We start from the raw sequence: 18729 nt of genomic DNA on the forward strand, positions 1-18729 counted from the left end.
GTGGGGCCCACTACCGCTGTCCGCCGAGGGAAAGGCTCACGCCTCCGGTTCCGGGGCGGGCTGGCTCGCCCCCGCCTCCGGGCTCTCCGGCAGGAGATGGGACAGCACCATGTAGCTGATCGTCTTGCGGATGAACGGCTCCACCCGGATCCGCTCCAGCACCTCCTCGAAGTGCTCCACGTCCCGGGCCCGCACATGCAGCAGCGCGTCCGCGCCGCCGGTCACCGTCATGGCGGCGGTGATCTCGGGGTGGTTGCGCATCACCTCCGCGAGCCGCCGCGGCGGGGCGGCGCCCTCGCAGTACACCTCCACGTACGCCTCCGTACGCCAGCCCAGCGCGGCCGGCTCCACCGTCGCCGAGAACCCGGTGATCACGCCGGTCTCGCGCATCCGGTCGACCCGGCGCTTGACCGCGGTGGCGGACAGACCGACCGCCGCGCCGATCTCGGCGAAGCTCGTGCGGGCGTTCGCCATCAGAGCCGTCACGATCTTGCGGTCCAGATCGTCGAAGGGGGCGGACATGGGTGTCATGCGGGCACTGTATCCAGCGGCGACGACCTGGCCGACCGCATGTGCAGGCGTGCGAATTGCTCCTACACTCCGGATTCATGCTGCGCGCCCTCGCCGTCGACGACGAACCGCCCTCCCTCGAAGAGCTGCTCTATCTGCTGGACGCCGATCCACGGGTGAGCAGCGTCGAGGGCGCGAGCGATGCCACGGCGGCCCTGCGCCGGATCAACCGCGCCCTGGAGAGCGGCCCCGACGGCGACGAGGGCATCGACGTCGTCTTCCTCGACATCCACATGCCAGGGCTCGACGGGCTCGACATGGCCCGGCTGCTCGCCGGGTTCGCCAAACCGCCGCTCGTCGTCTTCGTCACCGCCCACGAGGGCTTCGCGGTGCAGGCCTTCGACCTCAAGGCCGTCGACTACGTCCTGAAGCCCGTACGCAGGGAACGCCTGGCCGAGGCCGTCCGCCGGGCCGTCGAGCAGATGGACGCGGCCCCCCTGATACCCGTGCACGAACCCGATCCGGACCACATATCCGTCGAGCTCGGGGGAGTCACCCGCTTCGTCGCCGTGGAGGACATCACCCACGTCGAGGCCCAGGGGGACTACGCACGGCTGCACACCGCCCAGGGCAGTCACCTCGTCCGCATCCCGCTCTCCACCCTCGAGGAACGCTGGCGCTCTCGCGGCTTCGTCCGCATCCACCGCCGCCATCTCGTCGCCCTCGGCCACATCAGCGAACTCCGCCTGGACGCGGGTACCGTCAGCGTCCTGGTCGACTCGGTCGAACTGCAGGTCAGCCGCCGTCACGCACGCGAACTGCGCGACCTGCTGATGCGCCGGACCGCGAGCTGAGGAGACCCAGGTGCCCCAGGACCCCACCGACCGCCGTGTCGTCGTCACCGGCCCCCCGCGCCGTACGCGCCCGCTGAGCCGCTCCCGGCCGCGCACCGAGATCGACGAGCAGACCACGCTCGGGCACACCTACGTCCGCTCGCTGATGCGCTCCCAACTGCGCGCCGCGCTCACCGTGTTCGCCGTGCTCGTCCTCCTCGTGGGCCCGCTGCCGCTGGTGTTCGCGTCGATGGGCGACAGTTCGAGCCTGGAGTGGATCGTGCTCGGCTTCTGCGTCTACCCGCCGCTGGTGCTGCTCGCCCGCTGGTACGTGCGCCGCGCCGACCGCAACGAGAAGGACTTCGTCCGCCTCGTCGAGGACCGCTAGCCCGAAACGGAGACCGAGACCGAGACCGGGTCGGGGACCGCGACCGTGATGGAGACCGAGCCCGACACCGAGAACCGCTGAGCCCAGGACGAGAGCACCGTGTGAGCGAGAACAGCCTGTGATCGAGAGCAAGCCGTGAACGAGAACTACGCCGTCCCCGCGGTCGCGCTCGTGGTCGTCGCGACCGTCTTCGTCGGCGCCTTCGGCCTGCGCATCTCCCGCACCACCTCGGACTTCTACGTGGCCTCGCGCACGGTCGGCCCCCGGCTGAACGCGGCCGCCATCAGCGGCGAGTACCTCTCCGCCGCCTCCTTCCTCGGCATCGCGGGCCTCGTCCTCGTCCAGGGCCCCGACATGCTCTGGTACCCGGTCGGCTACACCGCCGGCTATCTCGTCCTGCTGCTCTTCGTCGCGGCCCCGCTGCGCCGCTCCGGCGCCTACACGCTGCCGGACTTCGCCGAGGCGCGGCTCGCCTCGCAGGCCGTACGGCGGCTGGCCGGAGCCTTCGTCGTCGGCGTCGGGTGGCTCTACCTCCTGCCCCAACTCCAGGGCGCGGGGCTGACGTTGAACGTCCTGACCGGAGCGTCCAAGCCGCTCGGCGGGATCATCGTCGCCGTCGTCGTGGTCGCCACCGTCGCCGCCGGCGGCATGCGCAGCATCACCTTCGTCCAGGCCTTCCAGTACTGGCTCAAGCTCACCGCCCTGCTCGTCCCCGCGCTCTTCCTCGTCCTCGCCTGGCAGGGCGACGGGGCCCCGGACCGCCCCTTCGACGAACCGGCCACGTTCCGCGAGCACCGGGTCGTCCGCATCGACGCCGGACTCGACCTCAAGCTCGGCGAACCACTGAGCGTCACCGCGACGGGAACGGTCGACGGCGAGCGCTACGAGGACGAACGGGTCCGGCTCCCGGCCGGCGTCCACCGCATCGAACAGGGCACCCGGCTGACCTTCACCAAGGGAGACCCCGTCCCCGTCGCGGACCGCGGCAGCAACGGCGGCATGTCCACCTCCCTCGCCGCCGGCCGCGAGGAACGCCCGCTGTACGCCACGTACGGACTGATCCTCGCCACCTTCCTCGGCACCATGGGGCTGCCGCACGTCGTCGTCCGCTTCTACACCAGCCCGCACGGCGTCGCCGCCCGCCGCACCACCGTCGCCGTGCTCGGCCTGATCGGCGCCTTCTACCTGCTGCCCCCGGTCTACGGAGCGCTGGGCCGCCTGTACGCGCCCGAGCTGACCCTCACCGGGGACGCGGACGCCGCCGTACTGCTGCTGCCCGACCGGGTGATCGGCGGGCTGGGCGGGGACCTGCTGGGCGCGCTGGTGGCGGGCGGGGCCTTCGCCGCGTTCCTGTCCACGGCGTCGGGCCTGACCATGGCGGTGGCGGGCGTCCTCACCCAGGACGTGCTGCCCTCGCGCGGCGTACGGCACTTCCGGCTCGGCACTGTCCTCGCGATGATCGTGCCGCTCGCGGCCAGTTCGATCGTCGGCGGACTGCCGGTCGCGGACGCCGTGGGGCTCGCCTTCGCGGTGTCCGCGTCGTCCTTCTGCCCGCTGCTCGTCCTCGGCATCTGGTGGCATCGGCTCACCCCGCCCGGCGCCGCGGCCGGGATGATCGTCGGCGGCGGCTCGGCGCTGCTCGCGGTCGCCGCCACCATGGCGGGCTTTCCGGGCACGGGCTCGCTGCACGCGCTCCTCGCCTGGCCCGCGCTCTGGTCGGTGCCCCTTGGCTTCCTCACCATGGTGCTGGTGTCCCTCGCGACACCCGGGCGGGTGCCGGTCGGAACGGCCGCGATCCTGGCCCGCTTCCATCTGCCGGAGGAACTGGCCGGGGGACAGGTGCGCGCGGAGGTGAAGGCATGAGCGGTTTCCTGGCCGGGCTCTGCGTGGCCGTACTCCCGCTGCTGGCCGCCGGGTTCTGGCTCGGCCGGCGCACCTCCCGCCCGTCGAGGCTCGGCGGCCTCGGCACCCCCGTCGAGCACGCCACCTTCGAGACCCTGCACACCGCGTCGCTCGCCGCCCCGCCGCTGCGGGCCGGCCTGACCGGGGAGACGGCCCGCAAATCGGCCCGGCGGCTGCGCACCCTGCTCGGCACCGACGCACTCTGCCTGACCGACCAGGACACGGTCCTCGCCTGGGAGGGCGTCGGCGAACACCACCGGGACCAGATCATGGAGCGGCTGGGCGGCCCGCTGGAGACCGGGCGCGGCGAGGCCTTCCGACTCGACTGCGACGAGCCGTACTGCCCGCTGCGCTGGGCCGTCGTCGCCCCGCTCACCGTCGACGACCGGGTGCACGGGGCGCTCGTCGCCTGCGCGCCCCGCGAGTCGGCCGTCCTTGTCCGGGCCACCGGCGAGGTCGCCCGCTGGGTGTCGGTCCAGCTGGAACTCGCGGACCTCGACCAGTCCCGCACCCGGCTGATCGAGGCCGAGATCAAGGCGCTGCGGGCCCAGATATCCCCGCACTTCATCTTCAACTCGCTCGCGGTGATCGCCTCGTTCGTCCGCACGGACCCCGAGCGCGCTCGCGAACTCCTCCTGGAATTCGCCGACTTCACCCGTTACTCGTTCCGCAGGCACGGCGACTTCACCACGCTCGCCGACGAACTGCACGCCATCGACCACTACTTGGCGCTGGTCAGGGCCCGCTTCGGCGACCGGCTCTCGGTCACCCTGCAGATCGCCCCCGAGGTACTCCCGGTGACCCTGCCCTTCCTCTGCCTCCAGCCGCTCGTCGAGAACGCCGTGAAGCACGGCCTCGAAGGCGGCACCGGGAAGGTCGACAAGAGCCGCATCACCATCACGGCCCAGGACGCGGGCGCCGAGGCGCTCGTCGTCATCGAGGACGACGGCCCCGGCATGGACCCCGACCGGTTGCGTCGCATCCTGTCCGGCGAGGTCAGCCCCTCGGGCGGCATCGGTCTGTCGAACGTCGACGACCGGCTGCGGCAGGTGTACGGCGACGACTACGGCCTCGTCATCGAGACCGCGCTCGGCGCGGGCATGAAAATCACCGCCCGGCTGCCGAAATACCAGCCGGGCGTGCACTCGGCGGGGCGGCTGGCCCGCGAATGAGTCCCCCGGGCGCGAAGAACCGCCGAAGCCCCCGGGGGACCAAACGCAGAGTGCGTCAGGTGGGGTGCGACACCACCATGGCCAGTGTGATCAGACCGAGCACCACCCAGCCGAACCACAGCCAGCCACTGCTCCCGAGCGCCACCGTGTAGGCCGTGACCACCACCAGTCCACCTACGGTGAGCACTCCCATGGTCTTCGTAGAACCGGGCATCGCAACACCCTCCTCATGGTTCGTCCCTCTCCATGGTGCCCCGGTCTTGGCGAATTGCAGTGCACACTACGAAACGCGTTCCCGAGTTCCACCCGCTGTTGCCCACCCAGGCGGCGGCCTCGTAGACGCTGGGGTCGTAGCCGTAGTCCTGTGGCGGGATCTCCTTCTGGCAGGTTTCGGGTGCTTCGTCCTGTGCGTCGTCGAGGCTGGTTCCCGGAGCCATCCGGAAGAAGTCGAGCACCTGCTGCTCATGGGGGCCGTCGCAGGAGACCAGCTTGGCGCGGTTGCCGGAAACCTTGTCGAGGCAGTCCCGTTTCTGCATGGTGGCGGTGTCCTTGAAGAGCGTGCCCGGTTTGCGGTGGTCCCCGAGCGGGCCGTACACGGGATAGCCGCGTGCGTCCAGCAGCAGACAGGCGACGCGACGGTCGGCGGCATCGAAGCCGTCGGCGGTGGGGACAGCGGCAAAGGAGCGTATGTCCGCCAGCTTCTTGCGGGTCTCCCCGGTGCGCTGCTCGCACTGGGCGGCGGCTCCCGTGCGGGCCTCCTCGGCGGAGGCGGTCTCGAACACCGCCAGGACCTGCCCCTCGGTGTTCCTGCTGTCGCAGCCCACGACCTTGAGCGCGGGGTCGCCCGAGAAGGGCGTGCCAGGCCATTCGGCGTCGACGCAGTCGCCGTCCTGGAGTGGCGTGGTGAGCCCGACGGCCTGTCCGTACGGTTTCCCCGCGCCCTTGCCCGGCAGGTACGCCATCGCGTACCAGGTCCCGCCGCCCGCCAGGGCCAGCCCCAGCGCGGTCGCGAGTACGGCCTTCAGGACGCGGTGGCGCGGGCGGCGCCTGCTGGTGGTGGCCGGGGGAGGCCCGTATCCCTGCCCGGTCGGCCACGGGCTGGGCCCCTGCCCGGGCGGCGGCCAGGTGGCGGGGTTCTCCTGGCCGGGCGCCGCCGAGGACTCCTGCGCGGCCGACGGCGCGTACCACTGCGAGCCGTTCGCGTGGCTCTGCGAGGCCCCGGGTGTCTCGGGAACACGGGGTGCGGCCGTATGGGTGGGCCCGCCCGCCCAGGGCGGCTCCGAGCCGGGGTCGAACTGGGTCCGGGGATGCGGCTGCGGGGTCAGAATCGCGGACAGCGCGCCCTCGGCCTCCTCCGCGGTGATCCGGTGGACGGGGTTCTTGGTGAGCATGGCCGCCAGGAGCGACTCCAGCGCGCCCGCACGCAGCGTGGGACGCGGCTCCTCCAGTACGACGGCGGTGAGCGCCGCGAGCCCCGAATCACGGTCGAAGGGACCGTAGCCCTCGACGGCGTAGTAGAGCGTGCAGCCCAGCGAGAACAGGTCGGCCGCGGCGGTGGGCGGCCCGCCCTGGGCCCGCTCGGGCGCCAGATACCCGGCGGTGCCCACCAGCACGGAGGTCTGCGTGTACCGGGTCTCGCCGCCGTCGGGCTGTACCGAGATGCCGTAGTCCGTGAGCAGCACCCGGGCGTACGGCGACCCGGCGCGGTCCGGGGCCAGCAGGATGTTCGCGGGCTTCACGTCCCGGTGCATGACGCCCCGCTCGTGCCCGGCGGTCAGCGCGTCGAGCACGGCGAGTCCGACGCGGGCGCACTCGGCGGGGGCCAGCGGCCCGCGCTGGGTGACCAGTGCGTGCAGGTCGAGCGCGCCGGGCACGTACTCCATGACGATCCAGGGCAGGCCCTCGTGCTCCAGGACGTCGTGCACGGTCACCACGTGCGGGTGGCCGCGCAGCCCCGCGGCGTGCCGGGCCTCGGCACGGGCCCGGGCGACCCTGGCCGAGCGGTCGCCCTCCTCGCCAGGGTTGCGGAACACGATCTCCTTGAGCGCGACCTCGCAGGCCAGCCGCTGGTCGTGGGCGAGCCAGACATGTCCCATGCCGCCGCTGCCCAGCTGGTTCAGCAGAAGGTACCGGCCGGCGATGACCCGGCCGACTCCCGACTGCGGTGATCCTGATGCCATCCGGTCACTCCCCGGGTTCGGCTCTGGGTGGGCTTATGCCGGACCGACAGCGGGCTCGCCCGGGGCCGGCGCACTGGACGAGCCGGGTTCGCCCGACGCGGGTTCACTGGTCACCGGCTCGCTCCGCGTGGGTTCGGCGGATGTGGGCTCCGCGGATGTGGGCTCCGCGGAGGTCGGCTCCACGGTGGGCGGGGTGCTCGACGCCGTGGGGGTGGTCGGGGCCGGGGTGGCCGTCGTGGGTTCGATCGTGGTGGGTTCATCGGTGGTGGGCCGGTCGGTGGTGGGTTCGCTCGATGTCGGGCCGCCCGTGTCCGGATCTTCCGTGTCCGGATCATCCGTGGTGGGGCCGCTCGATGTCGGGTCGTCCGTGGTCGGGTCGTCCGTTGTGGGCCCGTCCGTGGTCGGTCCCTCGGTGGTCGGCCCGCCTGACGTCGGGTCGTCCGACTTCGGATCGTCCGTCGTCGGCCCGTCGGACGGGTCCGACTCCAGAGGCGTACCCGGCTCCTCGCCCTCGTCGGCGACGCTCAGGGCCACCGCCTCGCCGAACCGCAACTCGGTCCCTGGCCCCGGATCGGAGCCCGTCACCGCCGCGTCCCCCGGCGGGAGTCCGTCGGAGAAGGTCGCCGCGAGGCCGAGCTCGGACAGCCGCTGACTGGCCTGGTCGAAGGTCATCCCGGCCACGCGCGGCACCGCGTGCTGCTTCGTCGCGTCGAACGGCTCGTCGTTCTCGCCCGAGCTGCCGACGGGGCGGTTGATGCCCTGGTCCGGGTTGTCCACGTCGATCAGTGCGATCTGCTCCAGCGGCTGGGGCGAGGGCTTGACGGTCACCACCTCGGACTTCTCGTAGCCGTCCCACTTTTTGTTGCCGTCCTCGAACGTGACCGAGATCTTCTCGGGATCCTTGTCGAAGGACTGCAACGGATTTCCGCACGAGCACTTCACGGCGGGAAGTCCCTGGTCGTTCACCAATACCGCGATCCCGGCCTCCAGCAATGCGTCGAAGGCGACAGCCTTGCCCTTTTTGTAGTCGTGGTTCTTCACGAGGGTGTCGTGACGCAGCAGAACGGGTGTGAGGTCGTCGATGTACCCCTCGATCCGATCAGGCGTAATGCCCACGATGCGGGCCCATTCCCGGGCTTTTTGACGGTTCCTGGGATCGGTGAGGAAATCCTTGAGACGGTCGACGTCACAGACCTTGGGCTTCTGCGTACCCCCGTACAGACCAGGGGTGTTGCCCTGCTGCAGGCCGCTGTGCGGTTGCTCCGGCCTGAGCTTCGTCTCGTCGGTGCCGAGTGAGCCGTCCTCTTCGAAAAAAGGTGCGAGTGACGGCACTCCGGCAGCGACGGCCTTCACCGCGAACAGGCGTTGTTCCGTGCATCCGCTGAGGATCACCGCAGCGGCGAGCAGAACGGCAAGCCTTCGGACCACGGTTTTTCCGGTCCTCAGCATGCATGCGTGAATTGTCATGACCGCTCCCCCCAGCGGATCCCCCGTAACCCTGCAGAGCGGAAGCAGGGCGTCACGCATCATGCTACTGAATGGAAAAGCCTTTCAGTCAAGGGGAATTCCCAGTGTGTACGGAGTGACCGAAAGGGGAAAAGGGGCTCAGTTACCGCGTGCGTTGAGTGAGGCCAGATAGGCGTTGTATGCCTCGAGTTCCTTGTCGCCGTCACGGTCGGCGGCCCGGTCCGCGCGCCGCGCCTGCCGCTCCTCGGAGCGGTGCCACTGGAAGAGCAGCGCGAGGAGCACGAGCACGGACGGGATCTCGCTGAACGCCCAGGCGATACCGCCGGCCGCGGTCTGGTCGGCGAGCGCGTCGATGCCCAGCGAGGCGGGCGGGTTCTTGTACGTCCCGACCATCGGCTCGGACGCCATCATCAGCGCGATACCGAAGAACGCGTGGAACGGCATGCCCGCGAACAGTTCCAGCATCCGCATCAGATAGCCGGGCCGGTGCGGGCCGGGATCGACGCCCATGATCGGCCAGAAGAACACCAGGCCGACGGCGAGGAAGTGGCACATCATCGCGATGTGGCCGGTCTTGGAGTCCATCAGGAAGTCGAAGATCGGGGTGAAGTACAGCGCGTACAGGCTCGCGATGAACAGCGGGATCGTGAACGCCGGATGCGTGACGACCCTCATGAGGCGGCTGTGCAGGAACATCAGGAGCAGTTCGCGCGGCCCCTTGCGGTCGCGGCCGGCCGTCGGCAGCGCGCGCAGGGCGAGCGTGACGGGCGCGCCGAGCAGGATGAGGATCGGCGACAGCATGCTGATCACCATGTGCTGCACCATGTGCACGCTGAACATGACCATGCCGTAGTCGTTGAGCCCGGTGCACAGCACGAGCATGACGCTCAGGACGCCGACGACGAACGCCACGGTCCGCCCGACCGGCCAGGCGTCACCGCGCCGGACCAGCCGCACCACACCCCACCCGTACAGCGCGAGCCCCAGGAGGCAGGCCACGAGGAAGAACGGGTCCGGCGACCACGCGAGCCCCCGTCCCAGCGTGAACGGCGGCAGATCCATGGTCATGCCGTGCCCGCTGTGATCCATCCGCCGGCTCCTGTTTCGTACGGGTTGCGCTGTCTGTCCGCACCCAGACTAGAACCGACCCCGGTCAATGTTATGACCGGGGTCAGTGCAGCGTCCTCAGGGGCGCGGGGAACTGCGCGATCAGCCACGCACGCCCCGCAGACGACCGTACGGGCCGAGCTCTTTCCCGTACGTCAGAGAACGCACTCCGCCTCGGCGTACCGCTCGTCCGGGACGGTCTTCAACGTCTCCACGGCCTCCGCCAGGGACACCATCACGATGTCCGTCCCCCGAAGCGCTGTCATCTTCCCGAACTCCCCCCGATGCACGGCCTCCACCGCATGCCACCCGAACCGGGTCGCGAGCACCCGGTCGTACGCGGTGGGCGTACCCCCGCGCTGCACATGCCCGAGGATCACCGGCCGGGCCTCCTTGCCGAGGCGTTCCTCCAGCTCGATGGAGAGCTGCCGGGCGATGCCCGCGAAGCGCTCGTGGCCGTAGGCGTCCTTGCGGCCCTCGTCGTAACTCATCGTGCCCTCGCGGGGCTTCGCACCCTCCGCGGCCACGACGATCGCGAACCTCTTCCCGGCCGAGAACCGCTCGCCGACCTTCTCGGCCAACTCCTCGATGTCGAAGGGCCGTTCCGGCACGACGATCGCGTGCGCGCCCGCGGCCATGCCCGAGTGCAGGGCGATCCACCCGGTGTGGCGGCCCATGACCTCGACGATGAGAACGCGCTGGTGGGACTCGGCGGTGGTCTTCAGCCGGTCCAGGGCCTCGGTCGCGACACCGACGGCCGTGTCGAAGCCGAAGGTGACGTCCGTGACCGCGATGTCGTTGTCGATGGTCTTCGGCACACCGACGATCGGCAGGCCGCCGTCCGACAGGAGACGCGCCGCCTTGAGCGTGCCCTCGCCACCGATCGGGATGATCGCGTCGAGCCCGAGCTCCTCGACATGCCCCTTGGCCCGCTCCACACCGTCACGCAGATGCGCCGGCTGGACACGGGAGGAACCGAGGATGGTGCCGCCGCGAGCAAGGATGCCGCTCACCGCGTCGAGGTCGAGCTTGAGGTAGTCGCACTCCAGGAGGCCTTTCCAGCCGTCGCGGAAGCCGATGACCTCGTCGCCGTGGTCGACGACGGCACGGTGTACGACGGACCGGATGACGGCGTTCAGGCCGGGGCAGTCGCCGCCGGACGTGAGGACACCAATGCGCATAGCCCGAAATACCTTCTCAACGTGGGCCGGGAACCGGACCACGCTGTCCGGCGGGACGCCGCCACCCTACCGGCGGCAGGGGGCGGGTCCGCATCGTGCGTCCGCCTGCTGGACGTCCCCGCACAGGTGAGCGGACGCCCCGCCAGACGGGCCCTGCCCGTGAGGTCAGGCGGGCTGCTGAGCAGCCGCGATGCGCTCCGAGCGCAGCGCCTCGTACCAGCGGTCGTCGATCGGAGGCAGCGCGTTGACGTCGAGGGCCAGCTTCAGCAGCAGGTCCGCGATCAGCGGGTTGCGGGCGAGCACGGGCCCGTGCATGTACGTGCCGAAGACCGTGTCGTTGTACGCGCCCTCCGTGCCGTCGCCCGTGCCGTTGCCCTTGCCGAGCCGCACGTTCGCGAACGGGCGGGCCGTGGGGCCGAGGTGCGTGATGCCCTGGTGGTTCTCGAAACCGGTGAGCGGGGGCAGCCCCAGCCGGGCGTCGATGTCGCCCAGTACGTCACCGACGCACCGCTCGCCCTCGCCGCGGGTGGAGTGCACGTCGAGCAGTCCGAGACCCGGCTCGCGCTGACCGAGGTCGTTGATGAACTCGTGGCCGAGGATCTGGTAGCCGGCGCAGACCGAGAAGACGATCGCGCCGTTGCCGACCGCGCGGTGCAGTCCGCCGTCGCGGCGCAGCCGCTCGGCCGCGAGCCGCTGCGGCCGGTCCTCGCCGCCGCCGATGAGGTAGATGTCACCGGAGGTGGGGATCGCCTGGTCGCTGCGAACGTCGAGACGGGCCACGTCCAGACCGCGCTGCCGGGCCCGGCGCTCGACGACGAGGGCGTTGCCCTGGTCGCCGTACGTGCTCAGCAGGTCCGGGTAGATCCACACCAGCCGCAGGCTGTTGTCACTCATTCTCTTGGTCCTCCGGGGTTCAGTTGCCGACACGACGCCGCAGGTCCTGGAAAGCGGTGTAGTTCGCGACGACCTCGATGCGTCCGGGCGGTGCCATCTGCACGGCCTGGTCGAGGTTCTCGCAGACCTGGAACTGCTGGCCCGCGACCTCAAGACGGACGGCCAGGTCCAGCTTCCGGTCGCCGAGCACGAAGATCGGGTGGCCGGTCAGCTGCGTGTAGTCGACGTCCCACAGCCAGGAGGTGTCGGTGCCGTCGGCGCCCCGCGCGTTCACGGAAAGGATCACCGGCGTCGGCGGCGGGTCGATCAGGGAGAACGTCTCCAGCCAGCCCGCCGGGTTCTTGGCGAGCAGCAGGCGCAGGTCGCGCTGCATGAACTGGACGACGTCGTAGCGGCCGGCCACCGCCTGCACCTGGTACATGCGTTCCAGGGCGACCTGCGGAGGCACGCCGAAGACGGCGGCGACGGCGGCCGACGACGCGGCGTTCGCCTTGTTGGCGCGGCCCGGCAGCTGGAGGTGGATCGGCCAGGCCGAACCGTGCGGGTCGAGGACGTGGTCGCCGGAGAGCGCCCAACTCGGCGTGGGACGGCGGAAACCGCAGTCGCCGCAGAACCAGTCGTCACCGGGGCGCTGCATCACACCACCGCAGGACGGGCAGGACCAGGCGTCGTCCTTCCACATCTGACCGGCGGCCACCCACACCACGTTCGGCGAGGAGGACGCGGCCCACACGACCAGCGGGTCGTCCGCGTTGGCCACGACGACGGCCTTCGAGCCCGCCAGGCCCTCACGCCAGTGCTCGGCCATCATGCGGGTCTCGGCCGCGCGGTCGAGCTGGTCGCGGGAGAGGTTGAGCAGGGCGATGCACTTGGGATCCGTGTCCCGCGCCACACCGGAGAGGTACTTCTCGTCCACCTCGATGACCGCGTACCGCGATTCCGAGCCGCCGGCCAGCGCGGACGTGATGCCGGCGGGCATGTTCGCCCCCAGCGCGTTCGAGACGACGGGGCCCGCCGCGCGCAGCGCCTCCGCGATCAGACGTGTCGTGGTGGTCTTGCCGTTGGTGGCCGACACCAGGATGACGTCCAGGTGCTGGGCCAGACTGGCCAGCAGGTCGGGGTCGAGTTTGAGCGCCACCCGGCCGCCGATCACCGATCCGCTGCCACGGCCCGCGGCGCGTGACGCCGCTGCGACCGCCTTGCCCGCCGTCACGGCCAGCTTGGCCCGCGGCGACAGCGGGTCCGAGTTGCCTGCCATCAGTTCCCGATCCTCCTTGCGTACGGCGCCGCGCCCTGCTCCCGGCAACGTGTGGCCCTCAGCCTATCGAGATCCACTCACCGGCCCGAATCGCGGCACCTCCGCGGCGCCCGCGCGACATTGAGGACCGTACCCTTGCCGCCATGCGACACGGCTCGATCCCGGGCGCCCGAGGGCGCGTCCTTCCTCTGTCTTTGCTCGGCGACCCCGTGTTGCACACACGGTGTGAAGAAGTCACGGAGTTCGGGCCCCAACTGGCGCGGCTGGTCGAGAACATGTTCTCGACGATGTATGCGGCGCAGGGCGTCGGTCTTGCCGCGAATCAGGTCGGTGAATCGTTGCGGGTCTTCGTATACGACTGCCCCGACGACGAGGAGCGGCGGCATGTGGGGCATGTGGTGAACCCGCGGCTCGTCGAGGCGGACGGGCTGGTGCTGCGGGGGCCCGAGGGGTGTCTGTCGTTGCCTGGGCTGGAGGCGGGGACCGAGCGGTACGACCACGCCGTGGTGGAGGGGTTCACCGTGGACGGTGAACCCGTGCGGATTCACGGCACCGGATGGTTCGCCCGGTGCCTTCAGCACGAGTGCGATCACCTTGACGGCGGGCTGTACGTGGATCGGGTTCGCGGGTGGCGCCGCCGGAGGGTGATGTGGCAGGCGGGGCGGGCCTCTTGGGGTCGGTGAGGGCCGGTGGGGGCTGGTCGGGAAGCCCGCGCCCCTTCGGGGGCACGGGGAACGGCGCAATCTTTTCGGGGGGCGCGGGAAACCGCGCAGTCCTTTGTTTTCAGGGGCGCGGGGAACTGCACGACCAGCCCCCACCGGCCCGCAGCATGCGAACCGCACATCCAGCGGAACGCTAGAACGCCGGGCCACCCAGCTTGTCGCCCGCCGCTGCCAGGCGACCCCACAGCAGGTCGGCGAGGGCGCGGACCAACTCCGCACGGGCGCAGGGGCGTTCGCCGAGCCACCAGTCGCCCGCCGCGTGCATCATGCCGACGATCCCGTGGCCCCAGACACGGGCGAGCTGCTGGCTGTCTGGGCCGAGGTCGACGCGCTCCTCGATGACCTCGGCGAGCTCCTCGCCCATGCGGCGCAGCAGGGGAGCGGAATGCTGCCCGGCGTCGAAGCCCTGGTCGCTCTGCGGGCCACCCTCCGACGGATGCATCAGGAAGCGGTACACCTGAGGACGTGCCTCGATCGCCGCGAGGTAGGTGTCGAGCGTGGCCTCGACCCGCTCCCGGCGCTCGGCGGGTGCGTCCAGGGCCGCGCGCAGCGCTCCCAGGAGGGCGTCCGTGTGCCGCTTGGCGAGGGCCGCGTACAGTCCACTCTTGTCGCCGAAGTGGCGGTACAGAATCGGCTTGGTGATGCCCGCCTCCGCCGCGATGGCGTTCATCGACGCACTGGGGCCGTCGCGGAGCACCACCCGGTCGGCGGCCTCCAACAGCTCGCGCCGTCGGCGGTCGGCGGACCTTTGTTGATCGGTCCGCTGTGTGGTGTCCATGTGCTCTCCCCACCCGTGCTTATTCGGTGACGCCTGCGCAACGTAACACCCGCACACGATTCTGCCTCGAACGGGCTGCCGAGCGGGAACGGGGAGTTGACTTTTCCTACCCGCCGGTAACAGGCTACTGTTACCGCAAGTAACATGTGAGTGCAGCGCTGGAGGGGACATGGCCGAGTTCACCATGGAGCTCAACGACGAACAGAAGGAGGTCCGGGACTGGATCCACGGGTTCGCCGCCGACGTCATCCGCCCCGCGGCCGCCGAATGGGACGAGCGCGAAGAGACTCCCTGGCCGGTCATCCAGGAGGCCGCGAAGGTCGGCATCTACTCCCTGGACTTCTACGCCCAGCAGTACTTCGACCCCACCGGCCTCGGCATACCCATGGCGATGGAGGAGCTGTTCTGGGGTGACGCGGGCATAGCCCTGTCGATCGTCGGCACCGGCCTCGCCGCGGTGGGCGTCCTCGCCAACGGCACCGAGGAGCAGATCGGCACCTGGATCCCCCAGATGTACGGCGATGCCAACGATGTCAAGGTCGCCGCCTTCTGCTCCTCCGAGCCCGACGCCGGGTCCGACGTCGCCTCGATGCGTACACGTGCCGTGTACGACGAGGCCAAGGACGAGTGGGTGCTCAACGGCACGAAGACCTGGGCGACCAACGGCGGCATCGCCAACGTCCATGTCGTGGTCGCGGTGATCGACTCCGAGCTGGGGTCCAAGGGCCACGCGTCCTTCATCATCCCGCCGAACACCCCCGGTCTGTCCCAGGGCCAGAAGTTCAAGAAGCACGGCATCCGCGCCTCGCACACCGCCGAGGTCGTCCTGGAGGACGTACGCGTCCCCGGCTCCTGCCTGCTCGGCGGCAAGGAGAAGCTCGACGAGCGCCTCGCCCGCGCACGTGAGCGGGCCAGGGCCGGTGGCGGCGAGCGGCTGAAGAACGCGGCGATGGCCACGTTCGAGGCGTCCCGCCCGGCCGTCGGTGCCATGGCGGTCGGCACCGCCCGGGCCGCCTACGAGGTCGCCCTCGACTACGCCAAGACGCGTTCGCAGTTCGGCCGCCCGATCATCGACAACCAGGGTGTGGCCTTCCAGCTGGCCGATATGCGTACGTCCATCGACGCGGCGCGGCTGCTCGTGTGGCGGGCCTCCTGGATGGCCGTGAACGGGAAGCAGTTCACCTCTGCCGAGGGCTCGATGTCGAAGCTCTTCGCCAGCGAGACGGCGAAGCAGGTCACCGGGCAGGCGATTCAGATCCTGGGCGGCAACGGGTACACCCGGGAGTACCCGGTCGAGCGGATGCACCGCGATGCGGCCATCTACACGATCTTCGAGGGCACGAGCGAGATTCAGCGGTTGGTGATCGCGCGCACGTTGTCAGGAATGCCGATTCGGTAGCGTCACCGGTGTTTCAAAGGCGTGAGTTGCTCGATGTCGTACCTCGAACGCAGCTCCTCGATCGCGGCGTGGTCCGGCGGGCCACCCCCGTCGAGGATCTCCAACAGCTCCTCGAAATAGCGTTCGTGATCCGGTGGCGGGGACGCCTGGAAGAACATCTTGGCCGGATTTCCCGTGGGATTGGCGAACGCGTGCGGGCAACCGGGCGGTACGACGATCACCGTGCCCGGCGTCGCCCGTACCACCTGGTTGCCCGAACCCGACTGCCAGCGCTGCCAGTTGTCGGGTGTGCGGACGAGGGGCTCGAAGGCGAGCACGTCCAGCTCGCCTTCGAGTACGTAGAACAGCTCCTCGCTGCGCGAGTGGACGTGCGCGCCGACGTCGAAGCCCGGCGGGACGACCACCTCGAAGCTGGAAGCCGTCCGGGAGTGCGTGCCGGTCACCTTGAAGGTCACGTGCTGGGCCGGGGTACGGACCGTACGACCGTGACCGGGTGGGACCAGCAGGCCCTCGGGTGGCGGCGTGAGGGCGGTCACCAGGTGACGGGCAGGGCCTCGGGCCCGCGGATCAGCGCGCCGCGCCGCCACGGCACCTCGTCCTCCGAGACCGACAGACGCAGCGTCGGGATCCGGTCGAGGAGCGTGTTCACGATCAGCTCCTGCTCCATGCGGGCCAGCATGCCGCCCACGCAGTAGTGCGGGCCGTGCCCGAACGCCAGATGCGGGTTGGAGCCGCGCTCGAAGTCGATCCGGTCGGGGTCCGGGAAGACGTCCGGGTCACGGTTGGCGGCCAGGTACGACACGTAGACCGGGTCGCCCTTGCTGATCCGTACTCCTCTGAGCACCACGTCCTCCGTGGCGATGCGGGAGAGACCGACGGCGTTGCGGTGCGGGATGTACCGGTGCAGTTCGTCGATCGCCTGCGGGCGCAGCTCCGGCTCGTCGCGCAGCCGGTCGAAGAGGGCGGGCCGGGTGAGGAGGATGTAGAGCATCTGGCCCGTGTTGTTCGTGACGGCCTCGCCGCCGATCTGGATCGGGCCCGCGAGCGCCATCGCCTCCTCCTCCGTGATGTCGCCCCGGCCCACCGCCGCGCCCAGCAGCGAGGTGACGTCCTCGCCGGTCGCGCCGCGCCGCTCGGCGATCAGCTTGGCGAAGTACGTCTCCATGTCCCGCTTGGCCTGCTCGCTGACCTTCGCCCCCTGGGAGGAGGAGAGGATCGCCTGCGTCCACGTGTGGAGCGTGTGCCGGTCGGTGGCCGGGACGCCCATGAGCTCGCAGATGACGGTGATCGGGAACGGGGCCAGGACACGGTCGATGAGGTCGGCGGGTGGTCCGTCCCGCAGCATCTCGTCCACCATCCCCTCCAGCGTCCGCTGGGCGTTGGCGCGCAGCCGCTCGATGCCGCGCGTGGTGAACGCGCTGTTCACCGCTCTGCGCAGCCGGGAATGGTCGGGCTTGTCGACGAAGTTCATCGCACTCGCCTGCGGGATGAAGTGCGGCGCCAGCCGGGTGACTTCGCGGCCGATCACCTCCGCGCGGCTGAACCGGGGGTCGTTCGTGACCAGCCGTACGTCCTCGTAGCGCGTGACCAGCCAGGCCCAGCCCTCGCCGTTGGGCAGCTGGATCCGGTTGATGGGCCCCTCGCGCATCAGCTCGGACAGGACGGGGTCGAAGTCGACCCCCGTCAGGTCCAGGGCCGGCCAGTGCCGTACCGGGGGTGCCGCCGTCGTCTCTTCGCTCATGGTCATGTCATGCCGTTTCTTCGTCTGAACGGTGCCAGCGGCCCAGCGCCATCTCGGCCGTGATCCCCGGCCCGAAGCCGGCGAGCAGTCCGCGTGCCTGGTGGTGGGAGCCGCCCTCGTCGAACAGCCGGCGCAGCGCGTCCAGGACGACGGCGCTGGCGATGTTCCCGTACTCGGTGAGCGTCGCCCGGCTGAACCGGAAGGCCTCCGGTGCCACTTGGAGGAACGTGCTGAGGTCGTCGAGGATCCGCGGACCCCCGGCGTGGATGATGTAGAAGTCCAGGTCGGAGGCGTCCCAGCCGTGCAGGCCCGCCAGGTCCTGCAGAGCGGGGGCGAGCGGTTCCATCGTGGTCGGCACCCGCTTGTCCAGCAGGAAGTGGAAGCCGGTGGCCCGGACGTCGTACATGATCCAGTCCTCGGTCTTGGGGATCAGGTACGAGCCGTTGCGCTCCAGGCGGATGCCCTCGCCGCCGTTTCCGCGGACGACGGCCGCGGCTATGCCGTCCCCGAAGAGGCCGTTGCACAGCAGCGAGCCGACTCCCAGGTCGGTCGGCTGGTAGCACAGCGAGCAGAACTCGCAGGCCACGATGAGGGCGTTGGCCTCGGGATAGGCCGTGCAGAAGTCGTGCGCCCGGTTGATCGCCGCGCCCCCGGCGGCACAACCGAGCTGCGCTATCGGCAGCTGGCGCGTGTCGCTGGAGAACTCCATCGAGTTGATCAGCCATGCCGTCAGCGAGGGCATCATGAAGCCCGTGCACGAGACGTAGATGATCACGTCTATGTCGGCGGCCAGGACGCCCGCATCGTCGAGCGCCCGCTGGACGACCGCCGGCACCCGGGCCTTCGCCTCGGCCTCGTAGGCCTTGTTGCGCTCCTCGAAGCCCGGGTGCTTCAGGGTTTCCTCGATGGGCCGCACGATGTGCCGCGTGCGTACGCCGGTGTTCTCGATCAGCCGGAGCGCGAGCGGCAGCTGGGGGTGATCGGAATGGCGGGAGCGCGCCAGCTCCAGCGTCTCCTCCATCGTGATCACGTATTCCGGAACGGACACCGCGGGTCTGCACAAAGTCGCCATGTGCCTGCGCCTTCTCTCGCCCGCCGGGAACTCCCTCTCCACGGCGGAAGGGTGGTTCCACCACGATCACCCGGTGGGGCGGGGATATCGCGCCGGATTACTCCAGATCGGGGACCCCGGGGCCG

The 18729-nt window shown here is 70.3% G+C and carries 18 protein-coding genes; 6 read left to right on the forward strand and 12 right to left on the reverse strand.

All coding sequences use genetic code 11. The features are described 5' to 3' along the window. Positions 1 to 36: 36 nt before the first annotated feature. Complete coding sequence (locus tag ACZ5VQ_RS25510; RefSeq protein ID WP_469106890.1) at positions 37 to 531, reverse strand: Lrp/AsnC family transcriptional regulator; 495 nt, start codon at positions 529 to 531, stop codon at positions 37 to 39. A 77-nt stretch (positions 532 to 608) separates the two neighbouring features. Here ACZ5VQ_RS25510 and ACZ5VQ_RS25515 point away from each other — a divergent pair, with 77 nt between their 5' ends. The 4 genes from ACZ5VQ_RS25515 to ACZ5VQ_RS25530 all read left to right on the forward strand — a co-directional run bounded on the left by ACZ5VQ_RS25515 (position 609) and on the right by ACZ5VQ_RS25530 (position 4805). Then, positions 609 to 1364: a LytR/AlgR family response regulator transcription factor gene (locus ACZ5VQ_RS25515; RefSeq protein ID WP_200399765.1), complete on the forward strand. Its 756-nt coding sequence runs from the start codon at positions 609 to 611 to the stop codon at positions 1362 to 1364. Between the two features lie 10 nt (positions 1365 to 1374). Beyond that, entirely contained in the window at positions 1375 to 1731 is a 357-nt protein-coding gene (locus ACZ5VQ_RS25520) for a hypothetical protein (protein ID WP_055617080.1), read from the forward strand. 135 nt (positions 1732 to 1866) lie between these two features. Then, positions 1867 to 3594, forward strand: a complete 1728-nt coding sequence (locus ACZ5VQ_RS25525) for a sodium/solute symporter (protein ID WP_469106891.1) — start codon at positions 1867 to 1869, stop codon at positions 3592 to 3594. Continuing rightward, positions 3591 to 4805 carry a sensor histidine kinase gene (locus ACZ5VQ_RS25530; RefSeq protein WP_469106892.1) on the forward strand — a complete coding sequence of 405 codons (1215 nt, stop codon included), beginning with the start codon at positions 3591 to 3593 and terminating at the stop codon, positions 4803 to 4805. The genes ACZ5VQ_RS25525 and ACZ5VQ_RS25530 overlap by 4 nt, the downstream gene beginning before the upstream one ends. A 55-nt stretch (positions 4806 to 4860) precedes the next feature. On the opposite strand, the gene ACZ5VQ_RS25535 is transcribed toward ACZ5VQ_RS25530, so the two are convergent. The 7 genes from ACZ5VQ_RS25535 to ACZ5VQ_RS25565 all read right to left on the reverse strand — a co-directional run bounded on the left by ACZ5VQ_RS25535 (position 4861) and on the right by ACZ5VQ_RS25565 (position 12892). Then, positions 4861 to 5019, reverse strand: coding sequence for a hypothetical protein (locus ACZ5VQ_RS25535; RefSeq protein WP_469106893.1), 159 nt, complete (start codon positions 5017 to 5019; stop codon positions 4861 to 4863). 13 nt (positions 5020 to 5032) lie between these two features. After that, the gene (locus ACZ5VQ_RS25540; protein ID WP_469106894.1) at positions 5033 to 6985 is read right to left on the reverse strand and encodes a serine/threonine-protein kinase; all 1953 of its coding nucleotides are present in this window, start codon (positions 6983 to 6985) and stop codon (positions 5033 to 5035) included. A 33-nt stretch (positions 6986 to 7018) separates the two neighbouring features. Beyond that, on the reverse strand, positions 7019 to 8452 hold the full coding sequence (locus ACZ5VQ_RS25545) for a DUF6777 domain-containing protein (protein ID WP_469106895.1): 1434 nt from the start codon (positions 8450 to 8452) through the stop codon (positions 7019 to 7021). Between the two features lie 138 nt (positions 8453 to 8590). After that, positions 8591 to 9541: a cytochrome c oxidase assembly protein gene (locus tag ACZ5VQ_RS25550; RefSeq protein WP_469106896.1), complete on the reverse strand. Its 951-nt coding sequence runs from the start codon at positions 9539 to 9541 to the stop codon at positions 8591 to 8593. A gap of 173 nt (positions 9542 to 9714) precedes the next feature. Continuing rightward, positions 9715 to 10740 carry a 6-phosphofructokinase gene (locus ACZ5VQ_RS25555; protein WP_362068081.1) on the reverse strand — a complete coding sequence of 342 codons (1026 nt, stop codon included), beginning with the start codon at positions 10738 to 10740 and terminating at the stop codon, positions 9715 to 9717. A 165-nt stretch (positions 10741 to 10905) separates the two neighbouring features. Continuing rightward, a complete protein-coding gene (locus ACZ5VQ_RS25560; RefSeq protein ID WP_200399773.1) occupies positions 10906 to 11634 on the reverse strand; it encodes a type 1 glutamine amidotransferase in 729 nt (242 codons plus the stop codon). A gap of 19 nt (positions 11635 to 11653) precedes the next feature. Continuing rightward, positions 11654 to 12892 carry a MurT ligase domain-containing protein gene (locus tag ACZ5VQ_RS25565; protein ID WP_055617072.1) on the reverse strand — a complete coding sequence of 413 codons (1239 nt, stop codon included), beginning with the start codon at positions 12890 to 12892 and terminating at the stop codon, positions 11654 to 11656. A gap of 143 nt (positions 12893 to 13035) precedes the next feature. Between ACZ5VQ_RS25565 and def the strand changes: the two genes are divergently transcribed. After that, positions 13036 to 13575 carry a peptide deformylase gene (gene def, locus ACZ5VQ_RS25570; RefSeq protein WP_269650823.1) on the forward strand — a complete coding sequence of 180 codons (540 nt, stop codon included), beginning with the start codon at positions 13036 to 13038 and terminating at the stop codon, positions 13573 to 13575. A gap of 172 nt (positions 13576 to 13747) precedes the next feature. On the opposite strand, the gene ACZ5VQ_RS25575 is transcribed toward def, so the two are convergent. Beyond that, positions 13748 to 14392, reverse strand: coding sequence for a TetR/AcrR family transcriptional regulator (locus ACZ5VQ_RS25575; protein ID WP_143642952.1), 645 nt, complete (start codon positions 14390 to 14392; stop codon positions 13748 to 13750). A 169-nt stretch (positions 14393 to 14561) separates the two neighbouring features. Between ACZ5VQ_RS25575 and ACZ5VQ_RS25580 the strand changes: the two genes are divergently transcribed. Further along, entirely contained in the window at positions 14562 to 15791 is a 1230-nt protein-coding gene (locus ACZ5VQ_RS25580) for an acyl-CoA dehydrogenase family protein (RefSeq protein WP_469106897.1), read from the forward strand. 2 nt (positions 15792 to 15793) lie between these two features. Here the strand turns inward: ACZ5VQ_RS25580 and ACZ5VQ_RS25585 are convergent, their stop codons facing one another. From ACZ5VQ_RS25585 to ACZ5VQ_RS25595, 3 genes are read right to left on the reverse strand one after another with little or no spacing between them, the layout of a single operon-like run. Beyond that, positions 15794 to 16327 (reverse strand): cupin domain-containing protein, encoded by a 534-nt coding sequence (locus tag ACZ5VQ_RS25585; protein ID WP_361056622.1) that lies wholly within the window; start codon positions 16325 to 16327, stop codon positions 15794 to 15796. Beyond that, the gene (locus ACZ5VQ_RS25590; RefSeq protein WP_469106957.1) at positions 16324 to 17532 is read right to left on the reverse strand and encodes a cytochrome P450; all 1209 of its coding nucleotides are present in this window, start codon (positions 17530 to 17532) and stop codon (positions 16324 to 16326) included. Before ACZ5VQ_RS25590 ends, ACZ5VQ_RS25585 begins: the two co-directional genes overlap by 4 nt. Before the next feature lie 7 nt (positions 17533 to 17539). Further along, entirely contained in the window at positions 17540 to 18604 is a 1065-nt protein-coding gene (locus ACZ5VQ_RS25595; protein ID WP_469106898.1) for a type III polyketide synthase, read from the reverse strand. Positions 18605 to 18729: the final 125 nt, after the last annotated feature.

The sequence above is a fragment of the Streptomyces sp. NPDC033178 genome, assembly GCF_055577685.1.